The organism is Pseudomonas sp. PS02303 (assembly GCF_029959925.1).
In the GTDB taxonomy this organism is placed as follows: domain Bacteria; phylum Pseudomonadota; class Gammaproteobacteria; order Pseudomonadales; family Pseudomonadaceae; genus Aquipseudomonas; species Aquipseudomonas mandelii.
This window is the reverse complement of the sequence record NZ_JASCOM010000121.1, coordinates 1-18163: the sequence shown is the minus strand read 5'-3', so window position 1 is coordinate 18163 and position 18163 is coordinate 1. Positions and strand designations below refer to the sequence as shown.

The window sequence follows — 18163 nt, the reverse complement described above, 5'->3', positions numbered from 1 at the left end:
GCTTGCTCCCGCTGGACTGCGCAGCAGTCCCCTTCTTTTCATGGATAAGGGGGCCACTTCGCGGCCCAGCGGGAGCAAGCTCCCTCGCCACAGGTGTTAGTGCCAGCCAGCAGGCCGGGGCAATCTCACGGGATCGTGTGAGCCTAAGCCTCCCACCCCGCGCCACTGACCGCCGCCTGCGCCAACGGGTGCAAATCCGCCCCGTGATGTTCTGTCTGCCAGGCCAGCAATTCCTTGCGCATGCCCGGCGTCCAGTACATCTGCAGGTGATTACGCACACCGAGCACGGCCGCTTGCTGGTCCGGTTCGGTGGCGAAATACAGGGCGATCTGGTTGACCATCTTGATCAGGTTCTCCGTACTCATCGGCGCACCTCCGCTTTGGCGCCACGGGCATGCCGGCGTTCCTTGAGCAGACGGTCCTGTTCATCACTGAAGGCCTGATAGCGTTTTTGCCACTCGGAAGGGTGGTAGACGCGGCTGACTTCCACGGCCGTGACCTTGTACTCCGGACAGTTGGTAGCCCAGTCGGAGTTGTCGGTGGTGATGACGTTGGCCCCCGATTCCGGGAAGTGGAACGTCGTGTACACCACGCCCGGCGCGACCCGCTCGGTGACCCGCGCACGCAGTACGGTCTGACCGGCGCGGCTGCCGATGCCGACCCAGTCGCCTTCGTTGATGCCTCGGCTCTCGGCGTCGGTCGGGTGGATTTCCAGGCGGTCTTCATCGTGCCAGGCGACGTTTTCGGTTCGCCGTGTCTGAGCGCCGACGTTGTACTGACTGAGGATGCGCCCGGTGGTCAGCAGCAGGGGATAACGATTGTTGACCTTCTCCTCGGTGGGCACATACCCGGTGAGCATGAAGCGCCCTTTGCCGCGCACGAACTGATCGATGTGCATGGTCGGCGTGCCGTCCGGCGCCGCGGCGTTGCACGGCCATTGCAGGCTGCCGTGGCTGTCGAGTGCGGCGTAACTGACGTTGGTGAACGTCGGCGTCAGGCTGGCGATTTCATCCATGATTTGCGACGGATGCGTGTAGTTCATCGGGTAGCCCAGGGCGTTGGCCAGGGCCACCGTGCCTTCCCAGTCAGCCTTGCCACCCAGCGGTTCCATGACCTTGCGCACCCGCGAGATACGCCGCTCGGCGTTGGTGAAGGTGCCGTCCTTTTCCAGGAACGAACTGCCCGGCAGGAACACATGGGCGAACCTGGCGGTTTCGTTGAGGAAAATGTCCTGCACCACGATGCATTCCATGGCCGACAGGGCTGCGGTGACGTGCTGGGTGTTCGGGTCGCTCTGGGCGATGTCTTCGCCTTGGCAATACAGGCCTTTGAAACTGCCGGCCAGCGCCGACTCGAACATATTCGGGATACGCAGCCCCGGGTCGGGTTGCAAAGTGACGTTCCAGGCCTGTTCGAACTGCGCCCGTACCACTTCGTTGGAGATGTGCCGGTAACCGGGCAACTCGTGGGGGAACGAACCCATGTCGCAGGAGCCCTGAACGTTGTTCTGCCCACGCAGCGGGTTCACGCCCACGCCTTCACGACCGATGTTGCCGGTGGCCATGGCGAGGTTGGCGATGCCCATGACCGCAGTGCTGCCCTGGCTGTGTTCGGTGATGCCCAGGCCGTAGTAGATCGCCGCATTGCCGGCACCGGCATACAGGCGAGCGGCGGCGCGGATATCGGCAGCGGCGACGCCGCAGACCGGGCCGAGCACTTCCGGCGAGTGTTCCGCACGGCTGACGAACTCGCTCCAGCGAGCGAAATCGCTGCCCTCGCAACGGGCGTCGATAAAGGCCTGATCGAGCAAGCCTTCGGTGACGATGACGTGGGCCAACGCATTGAGCATGGCGACGTTAGTGCCCGGGCGCAGGGCCAGGTGCAGTTCGGCGCGGGCATGCACCGCGTCCACCAGATCAATGCGCCGTGGGTCGATGACGATCAGCCGTGCGCCTTCACGCAGGCGGCGTTTGAGTTGGGAGGCGAACACCGGGTGGGCGTCGCTGGGGTTGGCGCCCATCACCAGAATCACGTCGGCCTGCATCACCGAGTCAAAACTCTGGGTGCCGGCGGATTCGCCCAAGGTTTGTTTCAGCCCATAACCGGTCGGCGAGTGGCAGACCCGCGCACAGGTGTCGACGTTGTTATTGCCAAACGCGGCGCGCACCAGTTTTTGCACCAGGTAGGTTTCTTCGTTGGTGCAACGGCTGGAGGTGATGCCACCAATGGAGTCGCGGCCGTACTTTTGCTGCAACCGACGGAATTCGCTGGCGGCGTAAGTCACCGCTTCATCCCAGCTGACTTCCTGCCACGGGTCGTTGATGTGTTTGCGGATCATCGGTTTGGTGATGCGATCCGGGTGGGTGGCGTAGCCCCAGGCGAAGCGCCCTTTGACGCACGAGTGACCATGGTTGGCCTGGCCGTTCTTGTCCGGAACCATGCGCACCAGCTGGTCGCCTTTCATCTCGGCGCGGAACGAGCAGCCCACGCCGCAATAGGCGCAGGTGGTGATCACGCTGTGCTCCGGCTGACCCAGTTCGACCACGCTTTTTTCCATCAGCGTCGCGGTAGGGCAGGCCTGCACACAGGCGCCGCAGGACACGCATTCGGAGTCGAGGAAGTTATCGCCACCGGCCGCCGCCACCCGGGATTCAAAACCGCGTCCGGTAATCGTCAGGGCAAAGGTACCTTGGGTTTCTTCGCAGGCACGCACGCAGCGGTTGCAGACGATGCACTTGCTCGGGTCGTAATCGAAGTAAGGGTTGGACGTGTCCTTCACGTCGGCCAGATGGTTGTCACCTTCATAGCCGTAACGCACTTCCCGCAGGCCAACCTGACCGGCGACGGTTTGCAGCTCGCAGTTGCCGTTGGCCGAGCAGGTCAGGCAGTCCAGCGGGTGATCGGAGATGTACAACTCCATGACATTGCGACGCAGGGTCGCGAGCTTCGGCGTCTGGGTGTGCACGGTCATGCCTTCGGTGACCGGCGTGGTGCAAGACGCGGGATAGCCGCGCATGCCGTCGATCTCCACCAGGCACATGCGGCAGGAGCCGAAGGCTTCGAGGCTGTCAGTGGCACACAGTTTCGGGATGGTCGTGCCCATCAACGCGGCGGCGCGCATCACCGAAGTGCCTTCGGGCACGCTGATGCTGCGCCCGTCGATGCTCAGGGTTATCTGCACGTCGCTGTCGCGGGCCGGGGTGCCCAGATCAATATCGGTTTTCGGGTCGAAGAGGGTAATCATTGGTCGGCCTCCGAAGATTGCAGACCGAAGTCGGCGGGGAAGTACTTGAGGGCGCTGACCACCGGAAAGGGGGCCATGCCGCCCAAGGCGCACAGCGAACCGTATTGCATCGTGTCGCACAGGTCCTTGAGGATGATGACCTGCTCATCGCGACCACTTTGGTCCGGCGCGGCCAACAGGCGGTCGATCACCTCCACGCCGCGGGTCGAGCCGATGCGGCAGGGCGTGCATTTGCCGCAGGATTCCTCGGCGCAGAACTGCAAGGCGAAACGCGCCATTTGCGCCATGTCCAGGCTGTCGTCCGCGACCACCACTCCACCGTGACCGAGCATCGCGCCGATACCGGCGAAGGCTTCGTAATCCAGCGGCGTGTCGAATTGCGACGGCGGCACCCAGGCGCCGAGCGGGCCGCCGACCTGTGCGGCTTTCAGCGGTCGACCACTGGCGGTGCCACCGCCGTAGTCTTCCACCAGTTCGCGCAGCGTCAGGCCAAAGGCCCGTTCTACCAGGCCACCGTGAAGAATATTGCCCGCCAACTGGAAGGGCATCGTGCCTAGGGAACGGCCCATGCCGTAATCGCGATAGAACTGCGCACCCTTGGCCAGAATCAGCGGCACCGAGGCCAGGGTCAGCACGTTGTGCACCAGCGTCGGCAGGCCGAACAGGCCCTTCAACGCGGGAATCGGAGGCTTGGCGCGAACGACCCCGCGTTTGCCTTCGAGCGAATCCAGCAACGCGGTTTCCTCACCGCAGATGTAAGCGCCGGCCCCGACGCGCACTTCCATATCAAATGCCAAGCCGCTGCCGCCGACATTGGCCCCGAGGTAACCGTTGGACCGAGCAATCTCCAGCGCCTCGTTCAGCGTGGCGATGGCCTGTGGGTATTCCGAGCGCACATAGATGTAGCCGTAGCTGGCGCCGACGGTGATGCCGGCAATGGCCATGCCTTCGATCAGCAGGAAGGGGTCGCCTTCCATCAACATGCGGTCGGCGAAAGTGCCGGAGTCGCCTTCGTCGGCGTTGCACACAATGTATTTCTGCGCCGCCTGGGTGGCACGTACCGTGCGCCACTTGATCCCGGCGGGGAACGCTGCGCCGCCACGGCCACGCAGGCCTGAATCGAACACTTCCGTTGCAGTTTGATCACCGCCAACGGTCACGGCTCTCGTTAAACCTTCGAAACCGCCATGGGCCCGGTAATCATCCAGCGACAACGGCCGGGTAATACCGGCGCGAGCGAACAACAGGCGTTGTTGAGACTTCAGATAGGGCAATTCTTCCACCAGGCCCAAGGCCAGTGGGTGCGAGGACGGCTCACCTTGCAGCGCATCGAGCACGGACGGCACATCGCTAGCAGTCAGCGGGCCGAAGCCGATACGGCCTTGCGGGGTGTCCACTTCCAGCAGCGGCTCAAGCCAATACAGGCCGCGAGAGCTGGTGCGTTGCAGGTCCTGACCGGCAAGGGCAGACGCCACCGCATCGGCACCCACGGCACGGGCAAGAGAATCACAGGGGAGATAGAGGCTCATGCGTCCTCCCGGCAAGCGTCGAGCAAAGCATCGAGACGCTCGGCACTGAGCCGCGCATGCACCTGACCATCCAGCTCCAGTGCCGGCGAACAGGCGCAGGCACCGAGGCAATACACCGGACGCAAACTGATGCTGCCGTCGGCACTAGTGCCGTGATCGTCCAGTTGCAGGCGATCACGCAACTGCGCGGCGAGCTGCTCGGCGCCGCGACTCTTGCACGACTCCGCCCGGCACAACCGCAGGATATGCCGGGCCGGCGGCGCGGTACGGAAGTCATGGTAAAAGCTGATCACCCCGCGAACCTCGGCCTGACTCTGATTGAGCGCGTGGGCAATCTCGGGGATGGCGGCATCGGGGATGTAACCGATACCGGCCTGAATCTCATGAAGGATGGGCAACAGTGCACCCGCAGAGCCTTTGTGGCGCTCCAGCACGCTGTTGACCATAGGCAATTGCAACATCTCATCAGGCATACAGCATTCCTCACGGTCACGGACGAACCAGGCGGTTGTCGGTCGTCCGAAAGTGTCGGCTGCGGCATTCACACCACGTCACGGTATCGTGGCATTGTCAGGCCGTTGGCCAGGGCACCCTGAGCGGGCATCTTGTTGTGCCCGATACGGTCTTCGCCGCACCTCTATTGGGCATAAAGGGCAGCTTGCCACGCTGCTATTGATCGAACTGCACCAAAGCGACGTGTTCGGTTCTGCCTACGACTCTCCAGTAAGTCTAGAAGAGCACAAAGCCAAGCGTTTGCTTACCGAATATCTTTCAGATACGCCTTGAGTACGATGAGCGGGCGATCCACCTCGCTTGTGCCAAGCTGAAGGGTGTTGAAGCGCCGAGCATTCAATTGCCGGTCCGGCAAACCCCCAAAGGGCCCATAACATGAACATCGCTCATGCAGCACACGTCCGTCGAGAATTCTATAAAGCCGTCAGGTTCTACTTTCACGTGGTCTGGCCGATTTTTTCCATCCTGCTGTTTTTGATCGTGCTGTTCGGTCTGATCATCAGCTATCTGGAAGGATGGGGTCCTTTTGACGGTATCTACTTCGCGTTCGTGACCGGCCTGACCATCGGTTATGGCGATCTCGTCCCGAAACTGGCCGTCTCACGGGTGCTGGCGGTTTTGCTGGGGTTTAACGGGGTGCTGATGACGGCAATATTTGCGGCGATCAGTATTCGGGCGATTGAAAATGCGGTGCGGGCGACAGACCACCTGGAGTAGGGGACGTGGCGGCGTAGTGGGAAATGCGCTATGAAGCTCTGCTCGCGATGTTCATTTGAAAACAGGGAAAGACTGATGATTGATTTCAACAACAAAGGATTCTTCAAGCTCAAGCAAAACGACGAATGCGCCGCACGCGTTTCCGACCTCTTGATCGACGGCGAACACGTCATCGACGCTTATAAATCCATGCGCGACGGCGTGGTGTTCACCAACAAACGCATCATCGCCGTCAACGTCCAGGGCCTCACCGGCAGCAAAAAAGACTTCACCTCATTACCCTACAAAAACATCGTGGCGTACTCGGTGGAAACCTCTGGCACGTTCGACCTGGACTCCGAACTGGAGGTTTATTTCTCGTCGTTGGGAAAAGTGAAATTCGAATTCACCGGCAGGACATCCATGGTCGAAATCTCAAAACTGATCTCCCAGCACTTGCTCTAACCCCAACACGAAAAAGCCCCGAAAACTCGGGGCTAACTGACTAAACACACATCCAACGTGGGAGCGAGCCTGCTCGCGAAAGCGCCAGACCAGCCACCATCAACGCTTAAAGCTAGCCACTACTTCCCAGCCTCAGCCCCCACCCGCTTAGGTGTCGGCAAAAAACCAGTGTTTTATGTGGCGTCGGCGTAGACATGATGATCAGGCGTCGACAGCATCAATCCCAATCGCGCCCGATCCTCTGGTGCTGGCTCAGTCCGGCATTACGTTCGGGCCTTCTTGTTTCTGGAACATGGAAATTGGCTTAACCGCCCCCTGTGGGAGCGAGCCTGCTCGCGAAAAACTCAAGGCAACCATCACTCCCACTGAATGCCCCAGCCCGCGACCAAACCCGCCCCTACATGCGGTACGCCTGACGTCTAAAAACCAGAAGCTACTCTTCAGCCTCCGCCGCCTGCTTCGACATCGGCGCAACCTTCCGATCCCGCGTCAGCACCTTCACCGCATCATCAACCACCGCCTTACTCATCGCCGTCAAATAATGCGCAGCCCAAGAGTGGCGGTCGGTGTCCGTGGCGTACGCGGCATCTTCATTCAGCTTCTTGGCGAGAAACAGAAAGTCAGAAGCCATGGCTAACGCATCGCCGAGGGGGACGCCGCGAGTGACGTGGAACAGTGGTTGATCGGCGCAGTAAATGGCAGGGGTTAGGCCGATGGTTTTTAGCTCTGATTGATCGGTCATTTGCCACCTCCGGTGAGGGAGAGGCGGTGGGAGAGGGTGGATGGTGGGGCGATACGCAATTGAAAGTCGCGTAGAGGGAAAAGCCAGATTTTGTACGTATCCATACAGCGCATTGTGAAGCTCCTTAATTTTTAAGAGCCGCCACAATTCGTTACCAAGCGAATGGGTGGCAGCTGTGCGCAGGTTGGTAAACCGGGAAATCAAGGAAACCGGCACGTCCGAAGACGTCCCACGCACAGCCGCCATAACGCAGATCGCAGGCGAAAAAAAAGCGCCTGCGAACGCATAGCACTGTTGCGCAGTGATTTACCTCGGGTTACCAAGCCCGGTCGCTGAATTGGCAGCGACGGTGGGAGGGTATCGTGCAGGTCATTTTCCTGCAACCTCCGAGAGCGGTGGGTGATTATGTGGTCAATCACTGTGGATATTCTGGTGATGAGGGCTCGGTGGTGGGCAGGGAAGGAAAGGCGTACTTGCGTCATGAAACGCGCTGAAACAGTTCAATACCATCTGTCTGTAGGTTACATATTTGCGCTTCGGGTCGTTGCGGATTTACCTCATAATCCGCGCTTCTGCCGTCGGTAGCTCTGCTTCTCTACTAATCTGTAGTCGCTGCAACCCGACCTTAAACAGCCAAGGAGAAAGGCAATGCCAGATAACCGGACCCCGCGTCATTCGGCTGCATCTGCAAAGGATGCTCTCGAGCGTTTGCTGGCCCCATCTGATTTGCCTGCGACCCTATGAGCCAAGCCGCCTTAGTCAATCCAAGCCTGCTCACATGGTCTCGTGAGCGCGCAGGTCTCTCCACTGCGCAGGTTGCTAAAAAGCTGCCAGTGAAACCTGATCGAGTAGAGGAATGGGAGGCTGGCGAGACCAAACCAACATTCCTTCAGGCTCAAAAGTGGGCGAGTCTCGCTCACATCCCTTTTGGCTTCTTGTTTCTTCCGCGCCCGCCTGTCGAACAACTGCCTTTACCTGATCTTCGGACCGTCGGTGGTATTGCGCCTCAACGTCCCAGCCTGGAATTGTTGGACACTGTCAGGGACTCCATGCGTAAGCAGGACTGGTACCTGGAGTATCTGCAATATCAGGAGCATCAGCCGCTGGCATTCGTCGGTCGCTTCAACAGCCAATCTCGAGTCGCAGAGGTGGTGGACGATATTCGCCGGACGCTCGGCGTGAACCCTGACGCTGCTCGATTGGATTACGACAAATACAGCCGTGCCTTGATAGAAGCTGCAGAAGCGGCTGGCATTTTGGTTATGCGCAGTGGCATTGCGCTAGGAAATACTCATCGCAAACTTGAAGTCAGCGAGTTCCGGGGTTTTGCCATCAGTAATACCTACGCCCCCGTGGTATTCGTCAACAGTTCCGACGCTCCCACCGCCAGACTGTTCACCTTACTTCACGAACTGGCCCATATCTGGATTGGTAGCAGTGGAGTGTCTGACGGAAATACCGCCAATGGTCGAGATGAGGAGCGATTCTGCAATGCAGTTGCAGGTGAGTTTCTGGCTCCCGAAGCGCAATTTCGTGCCCTGTGGAACCCTGATGTTAACTGGGAAGACAATTTAGCTCCGCTAGCCACTCGGTTTCACATCAGTAGATTGGCGATCGGTCGCCGCGCATTGGATCTTGGATATATAAGCCAAGCTCATTACAGCGCTTACTATCTAAAGATCTTCAAGGCTTTCCAGGATGAAAAAGGTGGAGCGGGTGACTATTACCGTAACGCCACCGCGAAAAACAGCCCTCGCCTAAGCAAGGCAGTGCTGACTGAAGCAATGAGTGGCCGGATGCTGCTGCGCGAGGCGGGACACTTGCTCGGCGTGCAACCTGCCAAGTTAAGGACGCTTGCCAGTAAGATCACGGAATGAATTATTTACTAGACGCTAATACACTGATCGAAGCAAAAAATCGATATTACGGGATGACTATCTGTCCTGGGTTTTGGCAATGGTTATTGCTGAAAAATGAAGCGTTAGCTTTATCTAGCATCGCCCCCGTAATGGATGAGTTGACCAAAGGGAATGACGAACTCGCTGATTGGGCGAAGGAGAACGCTGGTTTCTTCCACAACACCACCGATGACTCTACGCAAGAAGCATTCGCTCAAGTGGCAGGGCTTGTGGCTGATCAGACGCCGAGAATGAAGATAGGTGCCATGGAAGAGTTCTTAGCGGGTGCGGACCCTTGGCTAATTGCAAAGGCTTTGACGACAGGTGCGACGTTAGTAACTCACGAAAGGCTGAATCGCGACGCAAGACGAAAATTCATCATTCCTAATATTTGCGAGCAGCTTAACGTCTCTTTTTTGAATACGTTTGAGTTGCTGCACAAGCTTGAAGCCAGGTTTGTGCTGCTTGTTTAAATGAAATTCGAACTGAAATGCCAAGCGATTCAGCGCTAATGTGAATTGCCTGTTACTCAAAAGTGACTTCCAAACATTTTGCCTGGCTATAGCGGCGGACAGCCCCGGAAGAATTCGGGCCGCCCGCCCCGTGAGTTCATCGCTGCAATGTAGGAGCGAGCTCACGAAAAACGCAAGCCAGCAACCACAACTGCTGTGCGGCCCTTAGGGCTGCCAATCAACCCGGTCATAAAATGGATTTCAAACAGTTTTGCCAAGCTCATGAATTCAATATCAGCAAATGCGCGGTAAATTTAGCTGGTGGCAGCTTCACGATGACGGAGCTAAAAACGTCACCTGTCGAATTCTTGAACTTGGCGGAAGACGATTTTGAACGGGGCGGTCTGTCTGCGCTTGTTAACGCAATGACCAATTCAAAGCGCGCGATTATCTGTCAGATAGATCAGCTAGTGATTTCTTTTGGTTACCAGTCGCTTAGATGGAATGTACCGAAAAAACTAGAGCGATTGCGAGCGCTTGGCCTGTTGGCACCAAGTCTGTTACGCAAAATAGTGGATGTGCGGAATATTCTTGAACATGAATACAAAATCCCTGACTTTGAGTTTGTAGAGGACTCGCTGGATATCGCGAGTCTTTTTGTAATGTCTGCTTCTGCTATGTTCATTCCGTTCGAGGATGTATTGGAGTTTTCACTACCTGAGTCAACTTGTAGGGGAAGCTCTGTTACGCACATCAATGTCGGGTTGTGTAGAGAGCCTCGAGGTGTTTTTTACAAGGTCTATGCGTATGAACCCGACGAAAATTCCGGTCGATGCGTTGATCAGTGTGAGATTCCATCAGGGCATATACTTTTCGAGGCCATGGTGAAGCTTTCCGCGTCTTTGATGCTTCGATACAAGGTCGAGCAAGCTTTTGAAAGTTTTGATAAGGCCTATGCACAGGTATGAAAGGAGTTTTGGAAAAGGAACAGATTGATCATCCACGCACTCGGGTTAAGTAATGCCTGTCAGCTCACCACGATCCCTGTGGACGCGAGCCTACTCGTCAAATCCGTCAGGCCGGTTCCCCAATGCACCACCACTGTACTGCAACTTCATCGTCAGGTTGAGTTACGTCATGCCCGTGCTCGATGAAATTCGCTGGTGACTGCAACGCGAGAACTTGACTGATCCGCTCTGGCATTAGAGCGTTTGTTTCACCAAGAAAACCCAGATAATAGTCCCTGTCATAGAAGACGGTGACCTCGCTCTGATGAACCCATGGCCACACCACCAGGCAAGCGACCCGGTAGTAACCTTGTGAGTGGTCAGCAGCGTTGGACAGGTGGCTAGCGGCTTCGAGCAGTTGCTGAATGCAGAAGGCTTGAGCTTCGATCCTGGCTTGAGGACCTTGAACCAAGGCCGCATGCACCGGGATCTTCCAGTGTGTATAGCGCTCCATGTGGGCGGATCGCGGGTAAAACTCATCGCGAAAGCTGGAGGCCCAGCGCTCCAGAGCGCGAAGGCGGCGGGGAATGCCTCTGAGTGGTTTGTTGCTGAGGGCGATTTGCCGCATTGATACGTCCTTGTGGTGCCGAAAAAATCTTTCGTTGTTGTCAGTTGGGGCAATGGATAAGTGGCAGGTCCATTCTCACTTCAACCATACCCCTGCCAGTATCAGTAGGTGTGAAGGGGCTCCAACCCAATCATTACTGAATGTCTTTAAGATAATCCTTAAGCGCGAAGAGCGGCTCTTCAAGCTGATCCATCGACTGCGCAGTGCTGAAATCAGCTGACAACCTGTGCAGCTCCCGTCCCAGTGGCGTATGAATTCCGCCTAAAGCGTCCATCGCCAAACTAACGCAGCGCGCCACCCGAAACTGAATCCCCTCAATATCTCCCCGACGCACCAACAACCCAAAAACCTCGCGCTCATAATCACTCATGATTGGATCATCCCGCAGAATCGGGCTTTCACCCTCTCGCTCATAAGCAAGCTTGAGGCAGAACAGGGCGACGGTTTCCAGCAGCAGTTCCATGGGGTGAATCCTTGAGAGGGGGCGTACCGGCCAAGAATACGAAGATCAAAAGCTCGCAGCCTTCGGCAGCTACTACACGACAGCGGTAAGCAAGCTCACTTTTCTGTGGGCGAAAAAAAAGGCCTTGCAAAGCAAGACCTTTCTTAATTTTGGTGCCCCGAGGGAGACTCGAACTCCCACTCCTTTCGAAAACGGATTTTGAATCCGCCGCGTCTACCAATTCCGCCATCAGGGCTCAATGGCGGCGAAGTATAGAGATGAGATTACCGTCGGTCAATCAGGTACATAGAGAATTTTCACTATTTCGGCTAGACTTCCGGCCCCTGCTAGACGAACCCCATCATGCGCGTTGCTGACTTTACTTTCGAACTCCCTGATTCGCTGATTGCTCGCCACCCTTTGGCCGAGCGTCGCAACAGTCGCCTGTTGACCCTTGATGGGGTCAGCGGCGCCCTGGCACACCGTCAATTCACCGATTTGCTCGAGCATTTGCGCCCGGGCGATTTGATGGTGTTCAACAATACCCGGGTGATTCCGGCGCGGCTGTTTGGCCAGAAGGCTTCCGGCGGCAAGCTGGAAATTCTGGTGGAGCGGGTGCTCGACAGTCATCGCGTGCTGGCGCATGTGCGGTCCAGCAAGTCGCCGAAGCCGGGTTCGAAGATCCTGATAGATGGCGGTGGCGAGGCCGAGATGCTGGCGCGGCACGATGCGTTGTTCGAGCTGGGGTTTGCCGAAGAGGTGTTGCCGCTGCTGGATCGCGTCGGGCATATGCCGCTGCCTCCTTATATAGACCGCCCGGATGAAGGTTCGGACCGCGAGCGTTATCAGACGGTGTACGCCGAGCGCCTGGGCGCGGTGGCGGCGCCGACGGCGGGGCTGCATTTCGATCAGCCGCTGATGGAGGCGATTGCCGCCAAGGGCGTCGAGACCGCGTTCGTGACCTTGCACGTCGGCGCTGGCACGTTCCAGCCGGTGCGCGTCGAGAAGATCGAAGATCACCACATGCACAGCGAATGGCTGGAAGTCGGCCAGGACGTGGTCGATGCCGTCGCTGCATGCCGCGCTCGTGGTGGTCGTGTGGTGGCGGTGGGGACCACCAGCGTGCGTTCCCTGGAAAGCGCCGCGCGCGATGGTGTGCTCAAACCGTTCAGTGGCGACACGGACATCTTCATCTACCCGGGCCGGCCGTTTCATGTGGTCGATGCCCTGGTCACCAACTTTCATTTGCCCGAATCCACGCTGTTGATGCTGGTTTCGGCGTTCGCCGGTTATCCCGAAGCCATGGCCGCTTATAAAGCGGCTGTTGAGCATGAATACCGCTTTTTCAGCTACGGTGATGCGATGTTTATCACCCGTAACCCCGCACCACGTGGCCCTGAGGACAAAGAATGAGTCGCCAAAGTCGTATGTCGTTTGAGTTGCTTGCTACCGACGGCAAGGCTCGTCGCGGTCGTTTGACCTTCCCGCGCGGTACCGTCGAGACCCCGGCGTTCATGCCGGTGGGCACGTATGGCACCGTCAAGGGCATGCTGCCGCGGGATATCGTCGCGACCGGCGCGGAGATCATTCTGGGCAACACCTTCCACTTGTGGCTGCGTCCTGGCACCGAAGTGATCAAGAAGCACGGCGACCTGCACGATTTCATGCAGTGGAAAGGCCCGATTCTGACCGACTCCGGTGGTTTTCAGGTGTTCAGCCTGGGCGCGATGCGCAAGATCAAGGAGGAGGGCGTGACCTTCGCTTCTCCGGTCGACGGCGCCAAAGTGTTCATGGGGCCGGAAGAGTCGATGCAGGTTCAGCGTGACCTGGGCTCGGACATCGTGATGATTTTCGACGAATGCACGCCGTACCCGGCCGACGAAGACGTTGCACGGATTTCCATGGAGCTGTCGTTGCGTTGGGCCAAGCGTTCGAAAGAAGCCCATGGCGACAACACGGCGGCGCTGTTCGGTATCGTTCAGGGCGGCATGCACCAGGATCTGCGCATGCGCTCCCTGGAAGGCCTCGACAAGATCGGCTTCGATGGCCTGGCCATTGGCGGTCTGTCGGTGGGCGAGCCCAAGCACGAGATGATCAAGGTGCTGGATTACCTGCCGGGGCAAATGCCGGCTGACAAACCTCGTTACCTTATGGGCGTTGGCAAACCGGAAGATCTGGTTGAGGGTGTGCGCCGCGGTGTGGACATGTTCGATTGCGTGATGCCAACCCGTAATGCCCGCAATGGGCATCTGTTCATTGATACAGGCGTGCTGAAGATCCGAAACGCGTTCCATCGCCATGATGATTCGCCGCTCGATCCGACCTGCGATTGCTATACCTGCCAGAACTTCTCCCGCGCTTATCTGCATCACCTGGACAAGTGCGGCGAAATGCTGGGGAGCATGCTCAATACCATCCATAACTTGCGTCATTATCAAGTGCTTATGGCTGGTTTGCGCGAGGCTATTCAACAGGGTACATTGGCCGCCTTTGTCGATGCCTTCTACGCCAAACGCGGGTTACCTGTTCCGCCTTTGGACTGAGTTTTCTGACCCCAAGATTCAACATTTGCAACTGGAGTGCTAAATGAGCTTTTTTATCTCTAATGCCATGGCTGACGCTGCTGCACCGGCAGCTGCCGGCCCAATGGGTGGCGGTTTCGAGTGGATTTTCCTGGTCGGTTTCCTGGTCATCTTCTACCTGATGATCTGGCGTCCACAGGCCAAGCGCGCCAAAGAGCAGAAGAACCTGCTGAGCAGCCTGCAGAAAGGCGACGAAGTTGTGACCACCGGCGGCATCGCCGGCAAGATCACTAAAGTGGCTGATGATTTCGTGGTTCTGGAAGTTTCCGACACTGTCGAAATGAAGTTCCAGAAAGGCGCCATTGCCGCCACGCTGCCAAAAGGCACGCTAAAAGCGATCTAAGTTTCAACTTCTACTCAATCGACGGGGCGCGCAAGGCGCCCCGCGTCATAAGCGGGCGGCGTGATGCTGAACAAATACCCTCTGTGGAAATACATTCTGATCCTGGCGGTGCTGGCGGTCGGTCTGATTTATTCCGCTCCCAATTTATATCCTGATGACCCGGCCATTCAGGTCAGCGGCGCAAGCACTGCGCTGCAAGTCAATCAGGCTGATCTGGATCGTGTGAGCGCTGCGCTCAAGGAATCCGGGATCAACGTCAAGGCAGCCACGCTGGCGGCCAATGGCAAGGGCGGTCTGATTCGTCTGACCAAGGCTGAAGATCAGCTGCCGGCCAAAGACGTCGTGCGCAAGGCACTGGGTGATGACTACGTCGTCGCGCTGAACCTGGCACAAACCACCCCGCAATGGCTGCGCAGCCTGGGCGCGCACCCGATGAAGCTGGGTCTGGACTTGTCCGGTGGTGTGCACTTCCTGCTCGAAGTGGACATGGACAAAGCCCTCGACGCACGCTTGAAAGTGTACGAAGGCGATGTAAAGAGCCTGTTGCGTAAAGAGAAACTGCGCTATCGCAGCCTGCCGCAACTCAACGGTGCCATTCAGCTGGGCTTCGCTGATGAAGCTTCCCGCGAACAGGCCCGCGCACTGATCCGCAAGAACTTCAACGATTTCGACATTGTTCCGGCCGACCTCAATGGTCAGGCGGTGCTGCGTCTGGCGATGACCCCGGCCAAGCTGGCGGAAATCCGTGAATACTCCATCAAGCAGAACTTGACCACGGTACGTAACCGCGTCAACGAGCTGGGTGTTGCCGAACCGATCGTTCAACGCCAGGGCGCCAACCGCATCGTGGTTGAGCTGCCGGGCGTGCAGGACACCGCAGAAGCCAAGCGTATCCTCGGCAAGACGGCCAACCTTGAGTTCCGTCTGGCCGCTGAGCCGGGCGCTTCGAAAGCCACTTCCGAAAGCTTCGAGTTCCGTGAAGGCAATCGTCCACCGGCACAGATCGAGCGTGGCCTGATCATCACCGGTGACCAGGTGACTGACGCCAAGGCAGGCTTCGGCGAGCACGGCACGCCAGAAGTGAACATCCGTCTGGATGGTCACGGTGGCGAGCTGATGAGTCGTGCGACTCGCAGCAACGTCGGTCGCAGCATGGCGGTGATCTTCATCGAGCAGCGCCCGGTCACCACGTACACCAAGCAAATGGTCAACGGCGTCGAGAAAGACGTTGCGGTCCAGACGTTTAAAGAAGAGAAGAAGATCATCAGCCTGGCGACCATCCAGTCGCCGCTGGGTGCTCAATTCCGTATCACTGGCCTGAACGGTCAGGGCGAGTCGTCCGAACTGGCGCTGCTGTTGCGTGCCGGTGGTCTGGCTGCACCGATGTACTTCGCTGAAGAGCGCACCATTGGCCCGAGCCTGGGTGCCGACAACATCACCAAAGGTATCGATGCATCGCTGTGGGGCATGCTGTTTGTCTCGCTGTTCATCATCGCCATCTACCGCTTCTTCGGCATCATCGCCACCGTCGCACTGTCGGTGAACATGGTGCTGCTGCTGGCCTTGATGTCGCTGCTGGGTGCAACGCTGACCCTGCCGGGTATCGCCGGTATCGTATTGACCATGGGTATGGCGGTCGACGCCAACGTTCTGATCTTCTCGCGGATTCGTGAAGAGATCGCGGCGGGCATGACCGTGCAACGGGCAATCAACGAAGGCTTCGGCCGGGCATTTACTGCGATTCTCGACGCCAACCTGACAACGTTGCTGGTCGGCGGGATTCTCTTTGCGATGGGCACAGGTCCAGTCAAAGGCTTCGCAGTGACCATGTCCCTCGGGATCTTTACCTCGATGTTCACGGCCATCATGGTGACCCGCGCGATGGTCAACCTGATCTTCGGCGGTCGTGACTTCAAGAAGTTGTGGATTTAAGGGGCTGCCATGTTACGTACAATCAACTTCATGGGCGTTCGCAACGTTGCGTTCGGCGTCACATTGTTCCTTACCGTGCTGGCTTTGTTCAGTGTCGCCACCAAGGGCATGAACTGGGGCCTGGACTTCACCGGCGGTACGCTCATCGAGCTGACCTACGAGCGTCCGGCCGATGTCACCAAGGTGCGTGAGCAGCTGGTCACTTCGGGTTATCACGAGGCAATCGTGCAGAGCTTCGGTGCGACTACCGATTTGCTGGTGCGTATGCCGGGTGAAGACCCGCAGCTGGGCCATCAAGTGGCAGAAGCGCTGCTGAAAGTCGGCGGCGACAACCCGGCAACGGTCAAGCGCGTCGAGTTCGTCGGCCCGCAGGTGGGTGAAGAACTGCGCGACCAGGGCGGCCTCGGCATGCTGATGGCGCTGGGCGGTATCCTGATCTACCTGGCTTTCCGCTTTCAGTGGAAGTTCGCGGTCGGTGCCATCGTTTCGCTGATCCACGACGTGATCGTGACCATCGGTATCCTGTCGTTCTTCCAGATCACCTTCGACCTGACGGTGCTGGCGGCGGTACTGGCGATCATTGGTTACTCGCTCAACGACACCATCGTGGTATTCGACCGGGTTCGTGAGAACTTCCGTGTACTGCGCAAGGCCAGCCTGATCGAGAACATCAACATCTCGACCACGCAAACCCTGCTGCGCACCATGGCGACGTCGATCTCCACCTTGCTGGCGATCGCGGCCCTGCTGTTCTTCGGTGGCGACAACCTGTTCGGCTTCTCCATTGCCCTGTTTATCGGTGTTCTGGCGGGTACTTACTCGTCGATCTACATCGCGAACGTGGTGCTGATCTGGCTGAACCTGAGCAGCGAGGACCTGATTCCTCCTGCGGCCACTGACAAGGAAGTCGACGACCGTCCATAACGGCCATCCTCCTCCAGCTGTCAGCCCAAAAAGGCGCGAGTTGAACTCGCGCCTTTTTTTATGCTCCAAGGCTGGGAGAAGCGCGGGCTTTGCCCGCATGTGATGGTCAGGAGGTTCATGTGAACAAGTCGTTGCTGGTTGGTGCGGTATTGGGTGCTGTCGGTGTAACAGCCGGGGGTGCTGTTGCCACCTACAGCCTGGTTAAAAGCGGCCCTGAGTATGCGCAAGTGCTAGCCGTTGAACCGGTCAAGACACAAATCAAGACGCCACGTGAAGTGTGCAAGGATGTAGCAGTAACCCGGCAAGCGCCGGTGAAAGATCAACACCAGATCGCCGGTACGGTGGTCGGTGCATTAGCCGGTGGTTTGCTGGGTAACCAGATCGGCGGCGGCACCGGCAAGAAGATTGCCACGGTCGCAGGCGCTGTCGGTGGTGGTTATGCGGGCAACAAGGTTCAGGAAGGCATGCAAGAGCGTGACACCTACACCACGACTCAGACTCGCTGTAACACGGTGAATGACATCAGCGACAAGGTTGTAGGCTACGACGTTCGTTATTCGCTGGATGGCAAGGAAGGCAAGGTGCGGATGGATCGTGATCCGGGTAACCAGATTCCGGTCGACAAGGAAGGCAAGCTGGTCCTGTCGCAGAACGAACAGGCTCACTAAAAAACTGCAATTCAGATTCAAAAAGAAGCACCCGGATGGGTGCTTTTTTTTGTGCCCACGATTTATGCCTCACCACCGTCCCTTGTGGGAGCGAGCCTGCTCGCGAAAGCGGTGTATCAGCCACCTCCATTGCTGGATGTGAGGACGCCTTCGCGAGC

The 18163-nt window shown here is 57.9% G+C and carries 18 protein-coding genes and 1 tRNA gene; 11 read left to right on the top strand and 8 right to left on the bottom strand.

What is annotated here, in order from left to right:
* Positions 1-143: 143 nt before the first annotated feature.
* Genes QMX98_RS22230 through QMX98_RS22215 form a run of 4 tightly spaced genes read right to left on the bottom strand, consistent with a single transcriptional unit; the run spans position 144 to position 5246 of the window.
* Positions 144-365, bottom strand: coding sequence for a formate dehydrogenase subunit delta (locus QMX98_RS22230; protein ID WP_010457997.1), 222 nt, complete (start codon positions 363-365; stop codon positions 144-146).
* Complete coding sequence (gene fdhF, locus QMX98_RS22225; RefSeq protein WP_169857862.1) at positions 362-3244, bottom strand: formate dehydrogenase subunit alpha; 2883 nt, start codon at positions 3242-3244, stop codon at positions 362-364. Before fdhF ends, QMX98_RS22230 begins: the two co-directional genes overlap by 4 nt.
* Positions 3241-4773: a formate dehydrogenase beta subunit gene (locus tag QMX98_RS22220; protein ID WP_282411389.1), complete on the bottom strand. Its 1533-nt coding sequence runs from the start codon at positions 4771-4773 to the stop codon at positions 3241-3243. The genes fdhF and QMX98_RS22220 overlap by 4 nt, the downstream gene beginning before the upstream one ends.
* On the bottom strand, positions 4770-5246 hold the full coding sequence (locus QMX98_RS22215; RefSeq protein WP_200666956.1) for a formate dehydrogenase subunit gamma: 477 nt from the start codon (positions 5244-5246) through the stop codon (positions 4770-4772). The genes QMX98_RS22220 and QMX98_RS22215 overlap by 4 nt, the downstream gene beginning before the upstream one ends.
* 415 nt (positions 5247-5661) lie before the next feature.
* On the opposite strand from QMX98_RS22215, the gene QMX98_RS22210 reads away from it, so the two are divergent.
* Positions 5662-6003: a potassium channel family protein gene (locus tag QMX98_RS22210; protein WP_172791607.1), complete on the top strand. Its 342-nt coding sequence runs from the start codon at positions 5662-5664 to the stop codon at positions 6001-6003.
* A gap of 75 nt (positions 6004-6078) precedes the next feature.
* Positions 6079-6447 (top strand): PH domain-containing protein, encoded by a 369-nt coding sequence (locus QMX98_RS22205; protein ID WP_282411388.1) that lies wholly within the window; start codon positions 6079-6081, stop codon positions 6445-6447.
* Positions 6448-6880: 433 nt separating this feature from the next.
* Here the strand turns inward: QMX98_RS22205 and QMX98_RS22200 are convergent, their stop codons facing one another.
* Complete coding sequence (locus QMX98_RS22200) at positions 6881-7189, bottom strand: DUF3077 domain-containing protein (protein ID WP_102593562.1); 309 nt, start codon at positions 7187-7189, stop codon at positions 6881-6883.
* A 740-nt stretch (positions 7190-7929) separates the two neighbouring features.
* On the opposite strand from QMX98_RS22200, the gene QMX98_RS22195 reads away from it, so the two are divergent.
* From QMX98_RS22195 to QMX98_RS22185, 3 genes are all read left to right on the top strand, one after another.
* Positions 7930-9066 (top strand): XRE family transcriptional regulator, encoded by a 1137-nt coding sequence (locus tag QMX98_RS22195; RefSeq protein ID WP_077749349.1) that lies wholly within the window; start codon positions 7930-7932, stop codon positions 9064-9066.
* The gene (locus QMX98_RS22190) at positions 9063-9560 is read left to right on the top strand and encodes a DUF4411 family protein (protein WP_282411387.1); all 498 of its coding nucleotides are present in this window, start codon (positions 9063-9065) and stop codon (positions 9558-9560) included. The genes QMX98_RS22195 and QMX98_RS22190 overlap by 4 nt, the downstream gene beginning before the upstream one ends.
* 233 nt (positions 9561-9793) lie before the next feature.
* Positions 9794-10507, top strand: a complete 714-nt coding sequence (locus QMX98_RS22185; RefSeq protein ID WP_282411386.1) for a hypothetical protein — start codon at positions 9794-9796, stop codon at positions 10505-10507.
* A gap of 106 nt (positions 10508-10613) precedes the next feature.
* Here the strand turns inward: QMX98_RS22185 and QMX98_RS22180 are convergent, their stop codons facing one another.
* The 3 genes from QMX98_RS22180 to QMX98_RS22170 all read right to left on the bottom strand — a co-directional run bounded on the left by QMX98_RS22180 (position 10614) and on the right by QMX98_RS22170 (position 11812).
* A complete protein-coding gene (locus QMX98_RS22180) occupies positions 10614-11114 on the bottom strand; it encodes a DUF3916 domain-containing protein (RefSeq protein ID WP_077749346.1) in 501 nt (166 codons plus the stop codon).
* 133 nt (positions 11115-11247) lie between these two features.
* Positions 11248-11577, bottom strand: a complete 330-nt coding sequence (locus tag QMX98_RS22175) for a hypothetical protein (RefSeq protein WP_282411385.1) — start codon at positions 11575-11577, stop codon at positions 11248-11250.
* 150 nt (positions 11578-11727) lie between these two features.
* Positions 11728-11812: transfer RNA gene (locus QMX98_RS22170), tRNA-Leu, on the bottom strand.
* A gap of 107 nt (positions 11813-11919) precedes the next feature.
* On the opposite strand from QMX98_RS22170, the gene queA reads away from it, so the two are divergent.
* The 6 genes from queA to QMX98_RS22140 all read left to right on the top strand — a co-directional run bounded on the left by queA (position 11920) and on the right by QMX98_RS22140 (position 18005).
* Entirely contained in the window at positions 11920-12969 is a 1050-nt protein-coding gene (queA, locus tag QMX98_RS22165; protein WP_008025479.1) for a tRNA preQ1(34) S-adenosylmethionine ribosyltransferase-isomerase QueA, read from the top strand.
* Positions 12970-12983: 14 nt separating this feature from the next.
* A complete protein-coding gene (tgt, locus tag QMX98_RS22160; RefSeq protein WP_010457900.1) occupies positions 12984-14099 on the top strand; it encodes a tRNA guanosine(34) transglycosylase Tgt in 1116 nt (371 codons plus the stop codon).
* A gap of 43 nt (positions 14100-14142) precedes the next feature.
* The gene (gene yajC, locus QMX98_RS22155) at positions 14143-14481 is read left to right on the top strand and encodes a preprotein translocase subunit YajC (RefSeq protein WP_007916913.1); all 339 of its coding nucleotides are present in this window, start codon (positions 14143-14145) and stop codon (positions 14479-14481) included.
* 63 nt (positions 14482-14544) lie between these two features.
* A complete protein-coding gene (gene secD / locus QMX98_RS22150) occupies positions 14545-16413 on the top strand; it encodes a protein translocase subunit SecD (RefSeq protein WP_010457897.1) in 1869 nt (622 codons plus the stop codon).
* Positions 16414-16422: 9 nt separating this feature from the next.
* Complete coding sequence (secF, locus tag QMX98_RS22145) at positions 16423-17337, top strand: protein translocase subunit SecF (RefSeq protein WP_010457895.1); 915 nt, start codon at positions 16423-16425, stop codon at positions 17335-17337.
* 119 nt (positions 17338-17456) lie between these two features.
* Positions 17457-18005, top strand: a complete 549-nt coding sequence (locus QMX98_RS22140; protein WP_010457893.1) for a glycine zipper 2TM domain-containing protein — start codon at positions 17457-17459, stop codon at positions 18003-18005.
* The last annotated feature ends 158 nt before the right edge of the window (positions 18006-18163 follow it).

What these genes read in the sequence shown, in the direction of transcription:
- secF (WP_010457895.1), top strand. Translation starts at nt 16,423, where the DNA reads ATGTTACGTACAATCAACTTCATGGGCGTTCGCAACGTTGCGTTCGGC.
- QMX98_RS22175 (WP_282411385.1), bottom strand. Translation starts at nt 11,577, where the DNA reads ATGGAACTGCTGCTGGAAACCGTCGCCCTGTTCTGCCTCAAGCTTGCT.
- QMX98_RS22205 (WP_282411388.1), top strand. Translation starts at nt 6,079, where the DNA reads ATGATTGATTTCAACAACAAAGGATTCTTCAAGCTCAAGCAAAACGAC.
- tgt (WP_010457900.1), top strand. Translation starts at nt 12,984, where the DNA reads ATGTCGTTTGAGTTGCTTGCTACCGACGGCAAGGCTCGTCGCGGTCGT.
- secD (WP_010457897.1), top strand. Translation starts at nt 14,545, where the DNA reads ATGCTGAACAAATACCCTCTGTGGAAATACATTCTGATCCTGGCGGTG.
- QMX98_RS22230 (WP_010457997.1), bottom strand. Translation starts at nt 365, where the DNA reads ATGAGTACGGAGAACCTGATCAAGATGGTCAACCAGATCGCCCTGTAT.
- QMX98_RS22210 (WP_172791607.1), top strand. Translation starts at nt 5,662, where the DNA reads ATGAACATCGCTCATGCAGCACACGTCCGTCGAGAATTCTATAAAGCC.
- yajC (WP_007916913.1), top strand. Translation starts at nt 14,143, where the DNA reads ATGAGCTTTTTTATCTCTAATGCCATGGCTGACGCTGCTGCACCGGCA.
- QMX98_RS22200 (WP_102593562.1), bottom strand. Translation starts at nt 7,189, where the DNA reads ATGACCGATCAATCAGAGCTAAAAACCATCGGCCTAACCCCTGCCATT.
- QMX98_RS22220 (WP_282411389.1), bottom strand. Translation starts at nt 4,773, where the DNA reads ATGAGCCTCTATCTCCCCTGTGATTCTCTTGCCCGTGCCGTGGGTGCC.
- fdhF (WP_169857862.1), bottom strand. Translation starts at nt 3,244, where the DNA reads ATGATTACCCTCTTCGACCCGAAAACCGATATTGATCTGGGCACCCCG.
- QMX98_RS22195 (WP_077749349.1), top strand. Translation starts at nt 7,930, where the DNA reads ATGAGCCAAGCCGCCTTAGTCAATCCAAGCCTGCTCACATGGTCTCGT.
- QMX98_RS22185 (WP_282411386.1), top strand. Translation starts at nt 9,794, where the DNA reads ATGGATTTCAAACAGTTTTGCCAAGCTCATGAATTCAATATCAGCAAA.
- QMX98_RS22190 (WP_282411387.1), top strand. Translation starts at nt 9,063, where the DNA reads ATGAATTATTTACTAGACGCTAATACACTGATCGAAGCAAAAAATCGA.
- queA (WP_008025479.1), top strand. Translation starts at nt 11,920, where the DNA reads ATGCGCGTTGCTGACTTTACTTTCGAACTCCCTGATTCGCTGATTGCT.
- QMX98_RS22180 (WP_077749346.1), bottom strand. Translation starts at nt 11,114, where the DNA reads ATGCGGCAAATCGCCCTCAGCAACAAACCACTCAGAGGCATTCCCCGC.
- QMX98_RS22215 (WP_200666956.1), bottom strand. Translation starts at nt 5,246, where the DNA reads ATGCCTGATGAGATGTTGCAATTGCCTATGGTCAACAGCGTGCTGGAG.